The sequence below is a fragment of the Eubacterium sp. MSJ-33 genome, from assembly GCF_022174665.1.
Lineage (GTDB): Bacteria > Bacillota > Clostridia > Lachnospirales > Lachnospiraceae > Coprococcus_C.
In genome coordinates this window covers 2,147,940-2,165,991 of record NZ_CP076562.1, presented here as the reverse complement: position 1 = coordinate 2,165,991, position 18,052 = coordinate 2,147,940, and the positions used below count along the sequence as shown (strand labels likewise).

The following is an 18,052-nucleotide window of genomic DNA, read 5'->3' as shown; positions in this document are numbered from 1 at the left end:
GAGATGGAACCCCCATCTCTACTTATACTATCGGTTATTAGCTAAACATAATTAACCCATCAGCCACACATTATTTACCTGATTCACTAGTGAAATGGTCGAATCCGGTAGGTAACACCTAATTCATCGCAGATTGCCTGACATTTTGCCTCTTCTTCTCTCGTGATCGTCGTCTCTACCGTACTTAAGACCACCTTAGGTACATAACGCTTTGCATCCTTCGCGAACTTCAGCATTGCTTCAAAGGAGCCATCCCCGAACTTGCTTCGCACGATCTCCTGATACCGTTTTGCATCCGGTGTATTCAAGCTGATGGAAATCGTATCGATCAAACCTGCAAATTTCGGTGTGATATCTTCGTTCCAGATCAAATCGCCAAGTCCATTTGTATTGATACGGATCGGCTTATCATAATGTGCTTTCAGATATTTTGCAATCTCAAGCAGTGCATCCAGCCGTTCGGTCGGCTCACCAAATCCACAGAATACAATCTCTTCATACGGAGCCACATCCGTCTTCTCAAATTCCGCAATCACTTCCTCCACGCTCGGCTCATGCTCCAGCCACAGCGGCGCATCATTTACCTCCGATACGTGATCACGTGTCTGTCTCTCGCAGAACGTGCATGCACACGGACAGCGATTTGTCAGATTCACATACAATCCATTATGCACCTTATACAATATCGTCATTGCTTTTCTTACTTCACTACTCATTTTTCTCACCTGTCAATCTTACATTACTTTCAAACATTCGGTTAAATCCAAGCCATTCCGTCTTGTCTGCGTTCTCCCGGATAATCTCGGTAAATGTCTGCAATTTTGCATCCATATTATCTGCATGTGCCAGCGCCATTGCCTCGATCAGTGCCGGTTTCTTAGGTGAACCATATTCCAATTCTCCGTGATGCGCCAGGATGCAGTGCTTCAGCTCATTTGCAAGCTTGGTTGGGAATCCCGGAATCTCCCGTATCTTATCCGCGATCATCATCGTACCCATCACAATATGTCCGACCAACTGTCCCTCATCGGTATAATCGTTCTGCGGAAAATCGGAAATCTCATCAACCTTACCGATATCGTGGCAAATAGCCGCCGTTACCAGCAGATCATGATTGACAACCGGATAGTTCGCCGCAATATACTCGCACAGCTTCGCCACGGATAGCGAATGTTCCAGCAAACCACCAATAAATCCGTGATGGATAGACTTGGCTGCAGAATGCTTCTTAAACTTCTCCACAAATGTCTTGTCTTCTATAAAAAACATTTCCAATAGTTTATGTAAATACTGATTTTTTACACCTTGAATCAGTCCCAACAGTTCCTGATACATCGTGTCAATGTTTTTTGTCGAACATGGCATATAATCTGCCACATTATATTCTCCCTCGTCAGCCACGCGCACGCGCTTGACATTTAACTGCAGCGCGCCGTTAAAGCTTGTCACCTGCGCATCAATATGGATATAGTCCATCGGTTCAAAATGCGCAATCGCATTGGAAAGTTCCCAGATTTTTGCATCCGCTGTACCAGTCTTGTCCTGCAACTGCAGGGAATAATATGTTTTACCGGCTTTTGTCTTTGCTACGACTTTATTTTTACACAGATAGACTTCCGATATCATCTCGCCTTCATGCAATTCTTTGATATAATTCATGTTTATGCTTCCTCCATCCAGCTTCACTCTTTCATATTTATATCACTTATATATGCTTTTCGCAAGCTTATAATAAGAAGGATATTTCTTGTCAGTCCCCTAAATATATGCTATCTTAATTTTATACTATTTTTTAAGGAAAAAATTATGAACAAACGAAGCTTACGCATATTAGAATTTAATAAAATACTGGCAATGGTGAACGAATACGCAACATCCCCTATGGCAAAGCGGCGTATCGACCGCATGAAACCGCAGCGGGATATTGATGTCATCCGCAAATTACAGGAAGAAACAAACGACGCATTAAATCGATTGAACCGCCATGGAAATATCAGTTTTTCGGGGTTGCGGGATATTGGCGCATCCATCAAACGATTAGAAGTACAAGGAACCCTTACTTCGCGCGAACTTTTGGATATTGCCGCTGTCCTGCAGGTTGCAAAAGCGGCAAAACAATATGGCGACGGTTCAGATCTGACAGAAGCGCTCGCAAGCCGGAATCAGGAACCGGTCTCCCAGACTACGTTTGACTCTCTGACCGAACGATTCAATATGTTACTTCCACTAGAACATATTTCATCCGAAATCACCCGCTGTATTCTTGCAGAAAATGAATTCGCGGATGATGCCAGCTCCGGTTTGAAAAATATCAGACGTGAAATCCGTCTGACAAACGATAAACTCCATCAACAACTCGACAAAATCATCAAAAGTGACGCCAACCGCGACCAGTTGCAGGATTCTCTGATTACCATGCGAAACGGCAGATACTGTATTCCGGTCAAGCAGGAATACCGTTCCAAATTTCCTGGCATGATTCACGACCAGTCCTCTACCGGTTCTACCCTCTTCATTGAACCGATGGCTGTTGTAAATCTGAACAACCAGATCAAGGAACTGGCGAACGAAGAACTACTGGAAATCGAGAAAATACTGGAAAGCTTAAGTGCACAGGCTGCGGCCTATGTCTCTGATATTGCATATGATCTGGAACTTCTGACAGACCTGGATTTTATATTTGCAAAGGCAAAATTTGCCCGTGCAACGAACAGTACACGTCCAATTTTTAACACAGATGGTATCATCGACATCCGTCAGGGACGCCATCCATTACTGGAAAAGCACACGGTTGTACCGGTTGATATCCGTCTCGGCGAGACATATAATCTGCTGATTATCACCGGTCCAAATACCGGTGGTAAAACAGTTTCCTTAAAGACACTTGGGCTGTTTTCCCTCATGGGACAGGCAGGTCTTCATATCCCGGCAATGGAGGAATCGCGTCTGGCTGTCTTCGACGATATCTTTGCAGATATCGGTGATGAACAGAGTATCGAACAGAATTTATCGACATTCTCCTCCCACATGAGCAATATTGTCTATATCGTACAGCACGCAACGCCGAACACCCTGTGTCTGTTCGACGAGCCAGGCGGCGGAACGGACCCTGTTGAAGGAGCAGCACTTGCAGTATCCATCTTAAATTTCCTTAAAAGTATGGGTGCTCGCTGCATGGCAACCACACATTACAGTGAGCTTAAAACCTATGCACTTTCTTCTGAAGGTGTCGAAAATGCCTCCTGTGAATTCGATGTTGCAACCTTGCGGCCGACATATAAGTTAACAATTGGAATTCCCGGCAAATCCAATGCTTTTGCAATTGCAAGCAAGCTCGGACTGCCAGATCATATTATTACTTCTGCCAAAGAGCAGATTGACAGCGATGCGATCGACATGGAAACATTGCTGGCAGATCTAGAAGCAAGTAAACGTTCTATGGAAGAAGATGAAAAGGCGATCGAAGCCTATAAGCAGGAAATCAAATCCCTAAAAGAATCCCTGCAGAAAAAAGAGGAAAACCTTGACACAAAGAAAGCTGAGATTTTGAAAAAAGCGCGCGAAGAGGCTCGCGAAATCATTGAAGATGCAAAGGATGTCGCAGACCAGACTATACGAGATTATAACAAATGGCGTAACAACCCGCACAAAGCAGATATGCATACGATGGAAGAACAGCGTAGCAAGCTGCGGGGCAAAATCAAAGATTACGATAAAGCCGGAGCTTCACAGACGCAAAAACAGACCTCAAACCACAAAGCTTCCGATTTCCATATCGGCGACACCGTTCAGGTTCTGAGCATGGGCACAAGGGGAACAATCTCCAAGCTTCCTGACAGTAAAGGCATCGCAGGAGTGCAAATGGGAATCTTAAACTCCATGCTGCCAATCTCCGATTTGCTGATTATTCCGGAAAGTACCGTATCTGTGAATGGCACAAAACAAAAATACTCCGGCAAACGCACCGGTGGAGACCACACATCCGTGAACAAATCCATGACATTTTCTCCGGAATTAAATGTTATGGGAAAAACCGTAGATGAAGCCTGTTTTGAAATTGACAAATATCTGGACGATGCAGTTCTGGCACATATCTCCCGTGTCACGATTATTCACGGGAAAGGCACAGGCGCTCTGCGCAAGGGCATCTGGCAATATTTGAAAAAACATCCACTTGTTCAGTCCTACCGTTCCGGTGAATTCGGCGAGGGCGAATATGGTGTTACTATCGTTGAATTATAGGGAGGATATTATGGAAAAACAACGTATCTTAATTGTAGACGATGACGAGAACATTGCTGAGCTTATCTCACTCTATCTGATCAAGGAATGCTTCTCGACTGAAATTGCATACAATGGCAAGGATGCGCTTAAGCTTGCCGCCACATTTAACCCGGACTTGATTCTGCTCGATATCATGTTACCGGATATCGACGGCTATGAAGTATGTACCGAGATTCGCAAAACCAGACAAACGCCAATCATCATGCTTTCAGCGAAAGGTGAAGTGTTTGATAAGGTACTTGGTTTGAAGCTTGGTGCCGACGACTATATGATTAAACCGTTCGACTCCAATGAACTGGTTGCCCGGGTAAAAGCAGTTTTACGTCGTACAACTGCAACCCCCATTCTTCAGCCTGTTTCTTCGAATAATATTGCACAGGCAACCGATCATCAGGGGGAATTTGTAGAATACGACGGCCTTCTGATCAATATGACAAACTTTACTGTGACACTGGATGGCAAATCAATTGAGATGCCTCCAAAAGAACTGGAGCTTTTGTATTTTCTTGCCAAACGTCCAAATCAGGTTTTTACGCGCGACCAGCTTTTGGATCGGCTGTGGGATTATGAATATGCCGGAGATTCCCGTACAGTTGACGTTCATATTAAGCGTTTGCGTGAAAAATTAAATGAAAATCACAACTGGTCCATCTCTACTGTCTGGGGAAAAGGATATAAATTCGAGGTAAAGTAACATGACATTACGCCACTCTCTGTTTGATAAAATTTTCATAGGTTTTTTAATCATATTTACTGTCTGTTTTGGTTTTATCGTTCTCTATGCTTCGCGTGTTTCCCGCAATATGCTGGTAGATGATCGAACAGAAATGTTGACAAACGAAGCATTTTTGATTGCCGATCAGACCGTAGCCGGCTATATGCAGGGATTTTATACCGAAGAAAATCTACAGGAAAATCTGCAATATTACAGCGATAAACTAAATGCAAGTATCTGGGTTGCAGACGAAAAAGGAATTATCTATGGGTTTGCAAATGCAGAGGGACATCCCGATAATCCAAAGAATATATTTCTTGTCGATCCGGACTTTGATATCCATACTGCACAATCATTTAACGGCAGTTTTTTTGGCACATTCAAAAATGATGTCATCTCTGTAGCCATTCCGATTCATTTTAATAACCAGCCAAGCGGTATGCTGTTGATTCACTCGACAGCGGAGCAATTACAGAATATCCAGGAAAAGATCGTCAAACTGATTTATGCACCTTATCTTTTCATGATTATCATTTCCTTTGCGTTACTTGGAATCATCTCGGGCAAGATTATGCGGCCAATCCGCAAGATTAACTCAGTTGCGGAGCAATACTCCACCGGGAATTTCGATACCCCTATGGATATTCACTCCTCCGACGAGATTGGTCAGCTTGCTTCTACACTGGAGTACATGGCATCAGAACTTGCGAAATTAGATGATTACCGGAAATCGTTTATCTCCAACATCTCCCATGATTTCCGTTCTCCACTCACTTCAATCAAAGGTTATATCGAGGCGATTCAGGACGGAACGATTCCACCGGAGAAACAGGAACATTATTTAAATATTGTTGTAGAGCAGACCAACCGTCTGACAAAACTCACATCCAGCCTGCTTGAGTTGAATAATTATGATTCTTATGGACTCTGGCTGGTATGTAAGGATTTTGACATCGTAGAACTGGTTTTGTCCGCGATCAATTCCTTCGAGGGCCGATGCATCGAGAAAAAAATTTCTCTGCGTCTGAACAACCATACCGAACACTCCATTGTCCATGCAGACAAAACCAAGATTGAACAGGTTATCTACAATCTGCTGGACAATGCAATTAAATTTACTCCGGAAAACAAATCTATCTACGTGACATTAACAGAAAAACATGATAAAATTTTTGTATCTGTAAAAGATGAAGGTTGCGGCATACCAAAGGAATCCTTAAACCGTGTATGGGTTCGTTTTTACAAAGCCGACCGATCCCGCGGAAAAGATAAACAGGGAACGGGGCTCGGACTATCTATCACAAAGGAAATCATCAAGGCACACAATGAGAATATCAATGTTGTGAGCACGGAAGGCGTTGGCAGCGAATTTACATTTTCTCTGTCAAAAGCCGCACCAGAATCCGAACAATCATAAGAGGGGTAACGGTCTTTGCAACCGCAAATTATAAGGCCGTATCAAAGGAGGTATTTATGTTTAGCGTAAACAACTTATTTAACAACGAGAACATGCAATGCATCAATCAGCTCGGACAGTATCGTGTCTTTGAGCACCAGAAAGATCTGTCCGTATCACCGTACAATGCAGAAACAGCCTATTTTTCTGCCGAAATGAATGTACGTCGGCGTCAGGTTTTGGTCGAGCTGAACAACACATCCTGCAAATTACAGGCAGGTGCCATGCAGTGGATGCTCGGAAATGTATCTATGCAGTCCGGTGTAAGTGCTGGTAATTTCCTCGGCAAAGCACTCGGTGCAGCTGTAACCGGTGAGACAATGTCCAAACCGGAATACACCGGTCAGGGATATGTCATGTTAGAGCCAACCTTCAAGCATATTTTACTTGTAGATGTAGCCCAGTGGGGGCAGATTGTACTGGAAGATGGTTTATTCCTCGCCTGTGACAGTTCCTTGCAGCATAAGGTTGTCAGTCGGAAGACACTTTCTTCTGCAGCTCTCGGCGGCGAAGGTTTATTCAACCTAAGTCTTTCCGGACAGGGTATCGCAGTTTTGGAGAGTCCGGTTCCACAGCAGGAGCTCATCATGTTCAACCTGCAGGATGATGAAGTGAAGATTGATGGAAATATGGCAATTGCCTGGTCCGGTTCCTTAAGCTTTACCGTTGAGAAATCTTCCAAGAGTCTGATTGGATCTGCGGTATCCGGCGAAGGTCTGGTCAATGTATACCGCGGTACCGGTTCCATCCTTATGGCTCCTACAGCATAAGTTGTATAAGGAGGATTATATATGTATAGTCAGGGATTATTAAACAACCAGAATATTCAAATTGTATCTCAATTGGGTGGATTTCAGGTATTGGAATACAAACAGGACATGAGTGTAAATTCTTACACCTCAAAATTGCAATACTACATGTCCCGCATGAATGTCAACAAACGTCAGGTACTTCTGAATTTGAACGGAAACGGCTACACTGTTCAGGCAGGGGCCATGCAGTGGATGGCGGGACAGATTCAAATGGAGAGCGGTGTCAAAGGTGTCGGCGGTTTCTTAAGCGGCATGGCAAAAGCTGCCGTTACCAAAGAGACGATTGCAAAGCCCGTCTACACCGGTCATGGACAGGTCATGTTAGAGCCGACTTATCGTCATATCCTGCTGACGAATCTACAGGAATGGGGTGGCAGTGTTGTATTGGACGATGGTTTATTCCTCGCCTGTGACAACACAATCACACAGAAGGTCGTTGCCCGAAGCAACCTTTCTTCCGCGGTATTCGGTGGAGAAGGCTTGTTTAATCTGAGTCTGAACGGTACCGGTGTCTGTGCTTTGGAAAGTATCGTTCCAAGAAATGAGATTATCGAGGTGATCCTCGACAACGATATGATGAAGATCGATGGAAATATGGCAATTGCATGGTCATCCTCTTTGGATTTTACGGTTGAGAAATCTTCCAAATCTTTGGTTGGTTCTGCTGTATCCGGGGAAGGACTGGTTAATGTATATCGTGGTTCCGGCAAGATCTGGCTTGCGCCTGTATTGGAAACCGGCGGTTCCGCAGGTGTCAGCAGTCCTCAGAATACCAATGAAACCGCGTCTGAGGGAAAAACAGGCTCTGCTGCAGCAAGAAATGATACGATCAGCAAACTTGAAAAGTTCGGAAATTTCATTGATAAGTTTAGTTGATGTATGGTAGAAAAAATCAAAACGCATCTGTATATTTAGAATAGAGCTTCATGTAAGATGCAATGTATTGAACCTAAGAATTACTAAATGTTCTTAACAAACATATTCTCAAAATACGCAACCGCAGCCAATTCGCCGTCCATGGCTCAGTGGCTGCTTACCTGAACATCGTGTTCAGGTATTGCTTACAAGAAGAAAGAACATTAAGTAATTCTAAGGCTCAAACATATCGCATCTTACATGAAGCTCTATTCTAAATATAGATGCGTTTTTATCTTGTCATACGATACCTCATATCAGAATTATAAATCCGCAACTCTTATATTATCCCGTTCACATCGCAATTATCTGTGTAGCATCTGCCTTTCATACTTGTCTTTTTTCTCCTACCTGCTGGCTACATATATGAGATTATCGAATATCTGCAGCAGTTCTGCGAGTTCTTTGCGGCATTTCTCCCTGTATTCGTCCAAGCCATCGTTTACATTGATATCTTTCATTTCGAACAAGTCCTCATCATTGTATATTGCAGAAACGAGCTGATTTCCCGCGAATTCCAGATAGGTATCTTTCGGAAGCTGCAGTATGCTGAGGATTGCATCCGGTGGCAATATGCTTCCTGCAAGCTGTTCGTCGGTTGCCAAAGTCGTAAATCTCCGGTCAAAATCTGTATTTCCAAGCCGGATTGCTTCTGCCGGTTTCTTCCTGCCTTTCCGCTCAATGACATGGACGACACCGTCTATATTATGTGGAAGGACTATGGTCACAAATGGTCCCTGGAATCGCGTCACTGCAGAAGATGATCCCGGTCTGTCCGGATCCATGTTGTCGCTTCGCCACCTCAGGCAAAGATCGCAGTACGTGATCTCTACACCTCTGTAGATCGCATGGAAGTAATCGGAACCGGTCACTTCATTATATTCCGGCAGGAGTCTGCAGTTTTTCAGGAAATCTTCATTTGTATGCCCGGTCGGCATATATTCCAGTACCTGCATCTGTTCTTCCAACACGCCCCGCACGGCACACTGTCCAATCAGTTCCTTCATCTGTTTCTCTATATTTGCAGCAATTAATGCTATGACAAATCCAATCATAATGGAAACAACCGCAATTCCAGTCAGCCGATAGGTCCACGTCGAGTCTTCCGCCCCGCAGAATGCAGGAATAAACGGTGCTGCCAGCATAGGCAGGAAAACCCAACAAAGCTTTGTCAATATCTTGTACGTTCGTTGTTTGGATTTGAGCTTTGCTTCCAATTCATTCCTGTTTTGACCTTCATCCGTCTTTTCGCTCATATCGTCTTCCTCCCATACTTGCTCCGCACACGCTAATTGGAGCTTTTCTCTTATTTCACTATTTTACCCTCAATCCGCTTGATTCTCAACCCTTTCCGGTTGGAGCATCTCCCCTGTTTCACTGCTTTTGCTCCTACTCACATGCAGGCAAAATAAAAAACGCATCTTTCGATGCGTTTTTTTTCCTAGCTCTTTCAATCAGACTTTATTATTCTTCCTCGAAATTTATTCCCTCTTCCTTTGCAAATGTTTCTGCAAATGAACCGGCTTTACCAACAATTGTCAGGGCATCTTCGCCAAAGAAGGCTACCTTATCAAGATTCTCTACACCTTCCGGAATATGAATCACTTCTAATGTATCCGAAAAATATGCATCATCAAATTCTTTGAGATTGTCGCCCAGATCTACATATTTTAAACTGTCATTGTGCTGGAACGCTGCCCTTCCCACCGTCTCAACACCCGATGCCAGAACCACCTGCAGCGAGTCATTAAGTCCAAATGTAGAATCACCAATTTCCTTTATCGTAGCAGGCAGTGAGATTCCTTTTATAAAACTATCGTTATTAAAAGGCCCATCAATTATAGATATAACATCCTTTCCATCTATCTGCTCCGGTATGACAACTATCGGATCACTTCCGTTATATGCCTTTATGGATACGCTGTCACCGTGATCTACATATTCAAAGTCTGATGCAGGTGTTTCTGCGTGCTTTCTCACATCATCCACCGTAATCTCTGTGCTGTCTGTTACGGATACTCCATCATCGTTGTTAGTCTCTTCCCCCTCTGCAGTATCAACAGCGGTGCTCACCGCTGTGTCCTCTGTATCGATGCTTGTATCATTTTTATCTCCGCACGCAGCAAAGCTCATCATCACCGCCATTGATGCTATTATCGCCATTATCTTCTTCATAATATTCCCTCCTCGTATACCAATCTTTTTCATATGCTATACTCCTCGCCATGTAATATTTGTGCAAATATCTACACCGGCTCCCATCTGCCTGTGTTCACACAACAGAAGTATATCACGATTATATTCAGTTTTTTCTCTATTGCGACAAACGGTCATTATTTGCGACAAACGGCAGTATTACTTTCACGACAAATATGCCGTCACCTGATTTCATCTGACATTCGCCATGATATTTTTCTACAACCCGCTTAATATTCACTGTGCCGATTCCATGCTCCGTATTACTGTCAGTCTTGGTTGATATCAACTGGTCTCCATCGCACCTGATTTCACCCGACATAGGATTTTCCACAAGAAGCATCAGTGAGCCCGGATTTTCAGACGCACGAACCTTTATATACCGGTCTTTCCGGCATGCTGCATTTGCCTCTATTGCATTGTCAATGAGATTCGCTATTAACACACTGCAGTCAGAGTTGTCCATCTGTGACAACCTGCCAAATGCGCCGCTCACGTCCATCTGTATATTATTTTCATCCATGACCGATCTTTTGGCATTTAGCAATATGTCCACAATCTCGTTTCCGGTGGCTATCCAGCCGGTATCTATTCCTCCGCTCTCCGTCATCTCCTGAAAATACTTCTTTGCCTTGTCATATTCTCCGCGATCCATGAGCCCCTGGATAGTCAGCATATGATTCTTCAGATCATGTCTGAGTCGCACTGCATCCGACTGCTTTTCTTTATAATCCTTAAAATACTGATACTCGGCATCAAAGCTCTGCCTGTAATTTTCCGAAACCGACTTATAATGTCTGGTCAGCTTCCTATGGATTATCCATGCATACACAGCAGCATTTACCCCGATTGCGAACAGCACCCAGGCGATTGAATATTTGATACCATCCACGTTGTGATAGATTCTGTCCAGCCCTGCGCAGAACACGGGAGAAAACAGGCTTATCGCAAGAAGAAGTATCTCCTCCCCTGCCGTCAGCCTTACGTCAATATGCTTTGTCATAACCTTTCTGTTCGCAAGACATAACACCACCAGTATAACTATGTCCATTGCGAATTCGAACACAGACTGGCTCTCCTCGCCAAGCCTAATGTTGTACCCGTCAAGACCAAGCATGGTGCCTGTCATCTGGGTCAGAAAACCATACATAACATAGAGCAGGCACGACAATATGCCCTCAAATCCTGCACGCACACGGTGCTTATCAACCCGGACAGCACCATACACGATCAGAAACCCAAAAAGCAGGAGCATCTGTAACATGTCCTGCTCTTTACATACCAATGTAACCACTGCGTCATATGCGCATATTCCTCCAAATAAAACCGGATAATACCGCAGTCTTTTCAGCGGCTTTACACCAAAGAAAAGCTGCATTATAAGCACCATGGAAAATATCTCCAATCCATTTATCAGCACTATACATATCTGAATTCCAAAATCACCCATTCAGCTCTTTCTCCATTTTCTCCATTATTTTATCTCTGTACATATTCTCCCGCCGTCTGCTGACCGGCAGCGCATTTCCATCTCCGAGAATCAGCTTTCCTCTGCAAAGCTCCCTGTGATATCTCATATTCACAAGATATTTTCTATGTATTCTGAAAAAGCCATATTCTTCAAGCTCTCTCTCCAGTTCTCCCAGACTTTCTCTCGCTGTGATATGTCTATCCACAGTATATATGATCGCATATTTATCCTCTGCCGATATATACACAATATCATCCAGACATATCGACCCTTCAGCACCTGGGAGCTTCAGCATTACACTCTTGTTTGCATTGAATTCCCTCCGTATCTCGCCCATAACCTTTTCTACTGAGTCATGTGTCAATGGCTTTAACAGATAGCGGAACGCTCTCGCCTCATATCCCCTGATTGCATACTCCGGATGTGCTGTTATAAATACAACAACGCTGTCAGGCATCAGCTCATGAAGATTTCGTCCCAACTGCACGCCATCAAGTCCATCCATCTCTATGTCCAGAAATGCCACCAGCCTTGCACCATCGCCATCCAGCTTTCCCGACCTGAGTGCCTCGTCCATCGCTATCCCCGACCTGTACACTGCCACCATATCATCCGGCAGATGCATCACGTCGCGGCAGATGCATCTCATCTGTTCAAGCTGCTCTGGCTCGTCATCGCATATCGCTATCATATACCTTTCATTTTTATTTTCTCTGACTACCATATTTTTTCTACTGCACTGTCTGCAAATTTCTTCTGAATAACCTTCATTCTGTTCTCAGCGCTTTTGACGCTGCAGCCCTCAAGTACTATACAAATCAGCACCATCAGCCAAGCTGGTGGTGCCGATTTGACAATAATGTATTTTAAACTTTCTTTGTCATCTCCAAACGAAGCAATGCACGCTTCAGTGCAAGTTCCGCCCGGTCAATATCCTGTGAGTTGTCATGGATACGGCGCTCCGCACGAATCTTTGCTTCCTCAGCACGACGGATATCAATTTCATCCGGCCATTCGACTGACTCTGCCAGAATTGTGACAGAATCGCCAAGAATCTCCGCAAAACCGGAATGCAATGCCGCTTCCTTGTCTCCACCATCTTCCCGAATCTTCAAGACACCCGGTGCAACAACCACAGTCATAGGTATATGTTTTGGGTACAGTCCGATGATGCCCTCAATCGTATTAAACTCAAGGAAAGAAGCTTCTCCTTCATAGAATACCCGTTCCGGTGCGATCACGCGAACCATCATTTTATTTTCTGCCATGTATACCACCTAATTTATTTCTACTTCTTGCACTTCGCAAGTACATCGTCGATACTTCCGGCATTTAAGAAATAGCTCTCCGGAATGTCATCATGCTTACCTTCGAGAATCTCCTTGAAGCTCTGAATCGTATCAGACAGTGGAACGTATTTACCAGGAAGTCCTGTAAACTGCTCTGCTACATGGAATGGCTGCGACAGGAACTTCTGTACCTTTCTTGCTCTGGCAACAACGATCTTATCCTCTTCAGAAAGCTCATCCATACCAAGGATTGCGATGATATCCTGCAATTCCTTGTACTTCTGCAGAATCTCCTGTACACCACGTGCCACCTTGTAATGCTCCTCGCCAACCACTCTCGGATCGAGGATTCTGGAAGTAGACTCCAGAGGATCTACCGCTGGGTAGATACCAAGCTCTACAATGGAACGGGAAAGTACCGTTGTCGCATCCAAGTGTGCGAATGTAGTTGCAGGTGCAGGGTCTGTCAGATCATCGGCCGGCACATAGACCGCCTGTACCGATGTGATAGAACCATTCTTTGTCGAAGTGATACGCTCCTGCAATGCGCCCATCTCTGTCTGCAGGGTTGGCTGGTAACCAACGGCAGAAGGCACACGTCCAAGCAGTGCGGATACCTCCGAACCAGCCTGTGTAAAACGGAAGATATTGTCGATGAACAACAATACATCCTTTCCAACCTGATCACGGAAATACTCTGCCATCGTAAGACCTGTCAGACCAACACGCATTCTTGCTCCTGGCGGTTCATTCATCTGACCGAATACCATCGTTGTCTTCTCGATAACGCCGGATTCGATCATCTCGTAATACAGGTCATTTCCTTCTCTTGTTCGCTCACCAACACCGGTAAATACAGAATATCCACCGTGCTCTGTCGCGATATTTGTGATAAGCTCCTGAATCAATACTGTCTTACCAACACCGGCACCACCGAACAGACCGATCTTACCACCCTTTTGATAAGGGCAAAGCAAGTCAACGACCTTAATACCGGTTTCCAGAATCTCTGTCTCGGTTGACTGCTCTGAAAACTCCGGTGCTTTTCTATGGATTGGAAGGTAAGTGTCTACCTTTGGAGCCGGTTTATTGTCAATCGGCTGTCCCAACACGTTGAACATACGTCCCAGTGTTGCTTCACCGACAGGTACAGTAATCGGCGCGCCGGTACCAACCGCTTCCATACCACGTACAAGACCATCTGTCGGTCCCATCGCGATACAGCGAACGGTGTCATCCCCTAAGTGCTGGGATACTTCGGCGTACAGTGTGTCACCGCTCTTTGTGGCAATCGTTATCGCATCATGAATCTCAGGCAGTTTACCTTCGGTAAACTTCGCATCGATAACGGCACCGACAATCTGGGTAACCTTACCTACATTTGTATCTGCCATTTCCTTAATCTCCTTTAACTTATTGCATCAGCTCCGGCAATAATCTCCGTAAGCTCCTGCGTGATTGCACTCTGTCTTGCTCTATTGTACTTGAGTGACAGGCTTCCGATCATATCCTCCGCATTGCTTGTCGCGGAATCCATCGCCTGCATTCTCGCACCATTCTCACTGGCTACCGCCTCTAACAGTGCACCATAAATAATGTTGGACATATATTTCGGCACGATCTGGTCTAAGACTTCCTCCTCCGACGGCTCGAAGTTCATCAGCAACTTATCGTCACTGATTGGCTGCTCCGGTGTGAAATCTTCCTCCCGGATCGGAAGCAGCTTCATAAGCTTTGCTTCCTGTGTCACGGTATTCTTGAAATTCGTATATGCGATATACACCTCACCGATCTCGCCCTTGGAATACTGCGTCAAAAGCTGCTTCGTAAGCTCGGTCGCATCGTCAAACAATGGTGCATTGATAATCTCTGATTCATCCTGATATATGCTGTAACCTTTTCTGGTCAAGCCCTCAATACCTTTTTTTCCGATACCATAGATATAGGTATCCTCCTTCGAAAATCCGGCTGCAACAATCTCCTTTACAACATTGTTGTTGTAACCACCGGCAAGTCCACGGTTCGATGTGATCGCGATAACTGCCTTCTTGTCACTGCCGTTTTCCTTCAGGAATTTATGGTTTGGTTCTTTCGTCATTGCAAGGATGGAACATATCGTATCATAGAGCATATTAAAATATGGTTTGTTGCTCTCAGCTCTCCCGCGGGCTTTCTGAAGCTTAACTGTAGAGACAAGCTTCATTGCCTTGGTGATCTGCTGCGTGCTCTGGACGCTTTCTTTGCGTCGCTTAATGTCTCTCATGGATGCCAAGAAAGATCAACCTCCTCGCTCTATTTATTAGAATGTTTCCTTGAATTCCGTAATTGCCTTCTTCAAAGCGTCCTCTAATTCGTCGGACAGCTTCTTCTCCTCGCGGATCTTCTCGAAAATGTCCGGATATTTTGTGGAAATGTATTCAAACAATCCACTCTCAAATTCCAGAATCCGGTCTACCGCAATATCAAGCAGATACTTTCTTGTCGCAGCGTAGATGATAACGACCTGTTTTTCAACCGGCATTGGCTTATACTGAGGCTGTTTTAAGATCTCCTTGATTCTTTCACCCTGTGCAAGCTGGTTTCTCGTATCCTCATCAAGCTCGGAACCGAACTGGGAGAATGCTGCAAGCTCACGGTACTGTGCTAACTCCACACGAATTGGGGAAGCAAGCTTCTTCATGGCACCGATCTGCGCGGCACCACCGACACGTGATACAGAAAGACCTGCATTTACGGCTGGACGGAAACCGGAGTTAAACATCTCTGTCTCCAGATAAATCTGTCCGTCTGTGATGGAAATAACGTTTGTCGGGATATACGCAGATACATCACCTGCCTGCGTCTCGATGATTGGAAGGGCTGTAAGCGATCCTCCACCGAGTGCATCTGACAACTTCGCTGCACGCTCTAAGAGTCTGGAGTGCAGATAGAATACATCACCCGGATAAGCCTCACGGCCTGGTGGTCTACGGAGAAGCAAGGAAAGTGTACGGTAAGCAGTTGCATGCTTTGACAAGTCATCATATACAACCAATACATCCTTTCCATTTTCCATCCATTCCTCACCGATCGCACATCCGGCGTATGGTGCAATGTACTGTAACGGAGCTAAGTCGCTGGCGGTACTTGCAACGACCGTTGTGTATGCCATTGCGCCGTACTCTGTCAAAGTCTTCACGATATTCGCTACGGTCGATGCCTTCTGACCGATCGCAACGTAGACGCAGTTTACGCCCTGCCCCTTCTGATTGATGATCGTATCAATCGCGATTGCTGTCTTACCGGTCTGTCTGTCGCCGATGATCAGCTCTCGCTGTCCTCTTCCGATCGGAACCATGGCATCGATTGCCTTGATACCTGTCTGAAGCGGTGTATCTACAGACTTACGGGAGATAACACCGGATGCTACTCTCTCGATCTGTCTTGACTTCGTGGTTGCGATTGGTCCTTTGCCATCGATTGGCTGACCGAGCGCATTTACGACACGACCAAGCATCGCATCGCCAACAGGCACTTCCACCACGCGTCCTGTTGTCTTCACTATATCTCCCTCGTTGATATTTTTATGATCACCGAGAAGAACCGAACCTACATTGTCTTCTTCCAGGTTCATAACCATGCCGTATACTTCACCTGGGAATTCCAGAAGTTCGCCCTGCATCGCATTCTCAAGACCGTGAATACGTGCAATTCCGTCCGCTACCTGGATAACTGTTCCAACGTCGGATGTTTCCAGTTTTGTCTCATAGTTCTTAATCTGTTCTTTGATTACGGAACTAATCTCTTCCGGTTTTAAATTCATGGAACACGAACACCTCCTTCTTATGATTGTGCGAGTGCCTTTGACATCGTCTCAATCTTGGTTTTGATACTGCTGTCAACCACTCTGTCATCAATTCGAATCACAAGTCCGCCGATGATGGATGCATCTACCGTATAGGTTACTTCCATCGAAGCGAAATCTGTCGTCTCAAGCAGACGCTTTTCGATTGATGCTTTCTGTGCACCGGTAAGTGCAACCGCACTTGTCACACTTGCAACTCCTATATTTTTTACTCGTTTTACCTGTCTGATAAAATAGTGAAGCACATCTACAATCTTGCTGCCATGATCTTTCTCAACCATGATGCCGAACAATCCAACCATATCCTTCGATATGCGGTCTTTGAAGATGTTATCCACTATCTTCCGCTTCTCGTCCTTATCAATCTGTGGATGCTTGAGAATGCGGAGCAATTCTTCGTTTTCCTGTAACACTGTCACAAGAGCCTGCGCTTCTTCATAGAGCATATTCAGACTGCCTTCTTCCAAGGCAAGTTCCAAAAGTGCATCTCCATAGGTTGTTTCTACTTGTTTCGCCATGTATCATCACCCATCTCTTTCAGCGTCTCATCAATCAGAGAAGCCTGTGTGTTCTCATCAAGAGAGGATGCAACAAATTTTCCTGCCATTGCGGTTGCCACACCGATGATCTCCTGTTTCACCTCATCCTTCACACGTTCTTTTTCAAGTTTGGCTTCACTGTTTGCTCTGTCGATAATGCGTCCTGCTTCTTCCTTCGCCTCGGCAATAATGTTCTCCTCGTTCTTCACCGCACGTTTTCTTGCGGAAGAAAGGATCTCACCCGCTTCGCTGTTCGCATTTTTGATTTTTTCATCATACTCTGCACGAAGCTTCTCTGCCTCCTCGCGGTCTGTCGCCGCATGAGAAAGGTCATCCTTGATCTTGTTCTGTCTGTCCTCGAGCACCTTGCGCACCGGATTGATCAGCACATAAGTCAGAAAGATGAAGAGCAGAAATACCGCAAGTCCCTGTACCAGTATATCGAACAGAAGCTGCGCATCCAGACCGAAGATACGGCCCGTCTCCTCTGACAGAAGCGCGATATTTGCAATTCCTGTCATATTTTACTCC

The 18,052-nt window shown here is 45.0% G+C and carries 17 protein-coding genes; 5 read left to right on the top strand and 12 right to left on the bottom strand.

Going from position 1 to position 18,052, the window contains the following annotated elements:
- Positions 1 to 86 precede the first annotated feature (86 nt).
- The gene (locus KP625_RS10130; protein WP_238297665.1) at positions 87 to 716 is read right to left on the bottom strand and encodes a TIGR04100 family radical SAM protein; all 630 of its coding nucleotides are present in this window, start codon (positions 714 to 716) and stop codon (positions 87 to 89) included.
- Positions 709 to 1,659 carry a 3'-5' exoribonuclease YhaM family protein gene (locus tag KP625_RS10125; RefSeq protein ID WP_238297664.1) on the bottom strand — a complete coding sequence of 317 codons (951 nt, stop codon included), beginning with the start codon at positions 1,657 to 1,659 and terminating at the stop codon, positions 709 to 711. The genes KP625_RS10130 and KP625_RS10125 overlap by 8 nt, the downstream gene beginning before the upstream one ends.
- 147 nt (positions 1,660 to 1,806) lie before the next feature.
- Here KP625_RS10125 and KP625_RS10120 point away from each other — a divergent pair, with 147 nt between their 5' ends.
- From KP625_RS10120 to KP625_RS10100, 5 genes are all read left to right on the top strand, one after another.
- Positions 1,807 to 4,242, top strand: coding sequence for an endonuclease MutS2 (locus KP625_RS10120; RefSeq protein WP_177970590.1), 2,436 nt, complete (start codon positions 1,807 to 1,809; stop codon positions 4,240 to 4,242).
- Positions 4,243 to 4,249: 7 nt separating this feature from the next.
- Positions 4,250 to 4,978: a response regulator transcription factor gene (locus KP625_RS10115; RefSeq protein ID WP_305000022.1), complete on the top strand. Its 729-nt coding sequence runs from the start codon at positions 4,250 to 4,252 to the stop codon at positions 4,976 to 4,978.
- 133 nt (positions 4,979 to 5,111) lie between these two features.
- Entirely contained in the window at positions 5,112 to 6,416 is a 1,305-nt protein-coding gene (locus KP625_RS10110) for a HAMP domain-containing sensor histidine kinase (RefSeq protein WP_238297660.1), read from the top strand.
- A 56-nt stretch (positions 6,417 to 6,472) separates the two neighbouring features.
- Positions 6,473 to 7,225, top strand: coding sequence for an AIM24 family protein (locus tag KP625_RS10105; RefSeq protein ID WP_238297659.1), 753 nt, complete (start codon positions 6,473 to 6,475; stop codon positions 7,223 to 7,225).
- 21 nt (positions 7,226 to 7,246) lie between these two features.
- Positions 7,247 to 8,143 (top strand): AIM24 family protein, encoded by an 897-nt coding sequence (locus tag KP625_RS10100; protein WP_238297658.1) that lies wholly within the window; start codon positions 7,247 to 7,249, stop codon positions 8,141 to 8,143.
- A 386-nt stretch (positions 8,144 to 8,529) separates the two neighbouring features.
- On the opposite strand, the gene KP625_RS10095 is transcribed toward KP625_RS10100, so the two are convergent.
- The 10 genes from KP625_RS10095 to atpF form a co-directional block, all read right to left on the bottom strand.
- Positions 8,530 to 9,438, bottom strand: a complete 909-nt coding sequence (locus KP625_RS10095; protein ID WP_238297657.1) for a DUF3137 domain-containing protein — start codon at positions 9,436 to 9,438, stop codon at positions 8,530 to 8,532.
- Between the two features lie 208 nt (positions 9,439 to 9,646).
- Positions 9,647 to 10,357: a leucine-rich repeat protein gene (locus KP625_RS10090; protein WP_238297656.1), complete on the bottom strand. Its 711-nt coding sequence runs from the start codon at positions 10,355 to 10,357 to the stop codon at positions 9,647 to 9,649.
- 139 nt (positions 10,358 to 10,496) lie between these two features.
- Positions 10,497 to 11,828, bottom strand: a complete 1,332-nt coding sequence (locus tag KP625_RS10085; RefSeq protein ID WP_238297655.1) for a sensor histidine kinase — start codon at positions 11,826 to 11,828, stop codon at positions 10,497 to 10,499.
- Positions 11,821 to 12,540 carry a LytR/AlgR family response regulator transcription factor gene (locus tag KP625_RS10080; protein ID WP_238297654.1) on the bottom strand — a complete coding sequence of 240 codons (720 nt, stop codon included), beginning with the start codon at positions 12,538 to 12,540 and terminating at the stop codon, positions 11,821 to 11,823. The genes KP625_RS10085 and KP625_RS10080 overlap by 8 nt, the downstream gene beginning before the upstream one ends.
- A 175-nt stretch (positions 12,541 to 12,715) precedes the next feature.
- Positions 12,716 to 13,117 carry an ATP synthase F1 subunit epsilon gene (gene atpC, locus KP625_RS10075; RefSeq protein ID WP_238297652.1) on the bottom strand — a complete coding sequence of 134 codons (402 nt, stop codon included), beginning with the start codon at positions 13,115 to 13,117 and terminating at the stop codon, positions 12,716 to 12,718.
- Positions 13,118 to 13,137: 20 nt separating this feature from the next.
- On the bottom strand, positions 13,138 to 14,532 hold the full coding sequence (gene atpD / locus KP625_RS10070) for a F0F1 ATP synthase subunit beta (RefSeq protein WP_021984545.1): 1,395 nt from the start codon (positions 14,530 to 14,532) through the stop codon (positions 13,138 to 13,140).
- Between the two features lie 14 nt (positions 14,533 to 14,546).
- Entirely contained in the window at positions 14,547 to 15,401 is an 855-nt protein-coding gene (gene atpG, locus KP625_RS10065; protein ID WP_370641442.1) for an ATP synthase F1 subunit gamma, read from the bottom strand.
- A 36-nt stretch (positions 15,402 to 15,437) separates the two neighbouring features.
- Positions 15,438 to 16,940, bottom strand: coding sequence for a F0F1 ATP synthase subunit alpha (atpA, locus tag KP625_RS10060; protein WP_177970484.1), 1,503 nt, complete (start codon positions 16,938 to 16,940; stop codon positions 15,438 to 15,440).
- Positions 16,941 to 16,960: 20 nt separating this feature from the next.
- Positions 16,961 to 17,500, bottom strand: coding sequence for an ATP synthase F1 subunit delta (atpH, locus tag KP625_RS10055; protein ID WP_238297650.1), 540 nt, complete (start codon positions 17,498 to 17,500; stop codon positions 16,961 to 16,963).
- Positions 17,485 to 18,042: a F0F1 ATP synthase subunit B gene (gene atpF / locus KP625_RS10050; RefSeq protein ID WP_177970482.1), complete on the bottom strand. Its 558-nt coding sequence runs from the start codon at positions 18,040 to 18,042 to the stop codon at positions 17,485 to 17,487. The genes atpH and atpF overlap by 16 nt, the downstream gene beginning before the upstream one ends.
- Positions 18,043 to 18,052 lie beyond the last annotated feature (10 nt).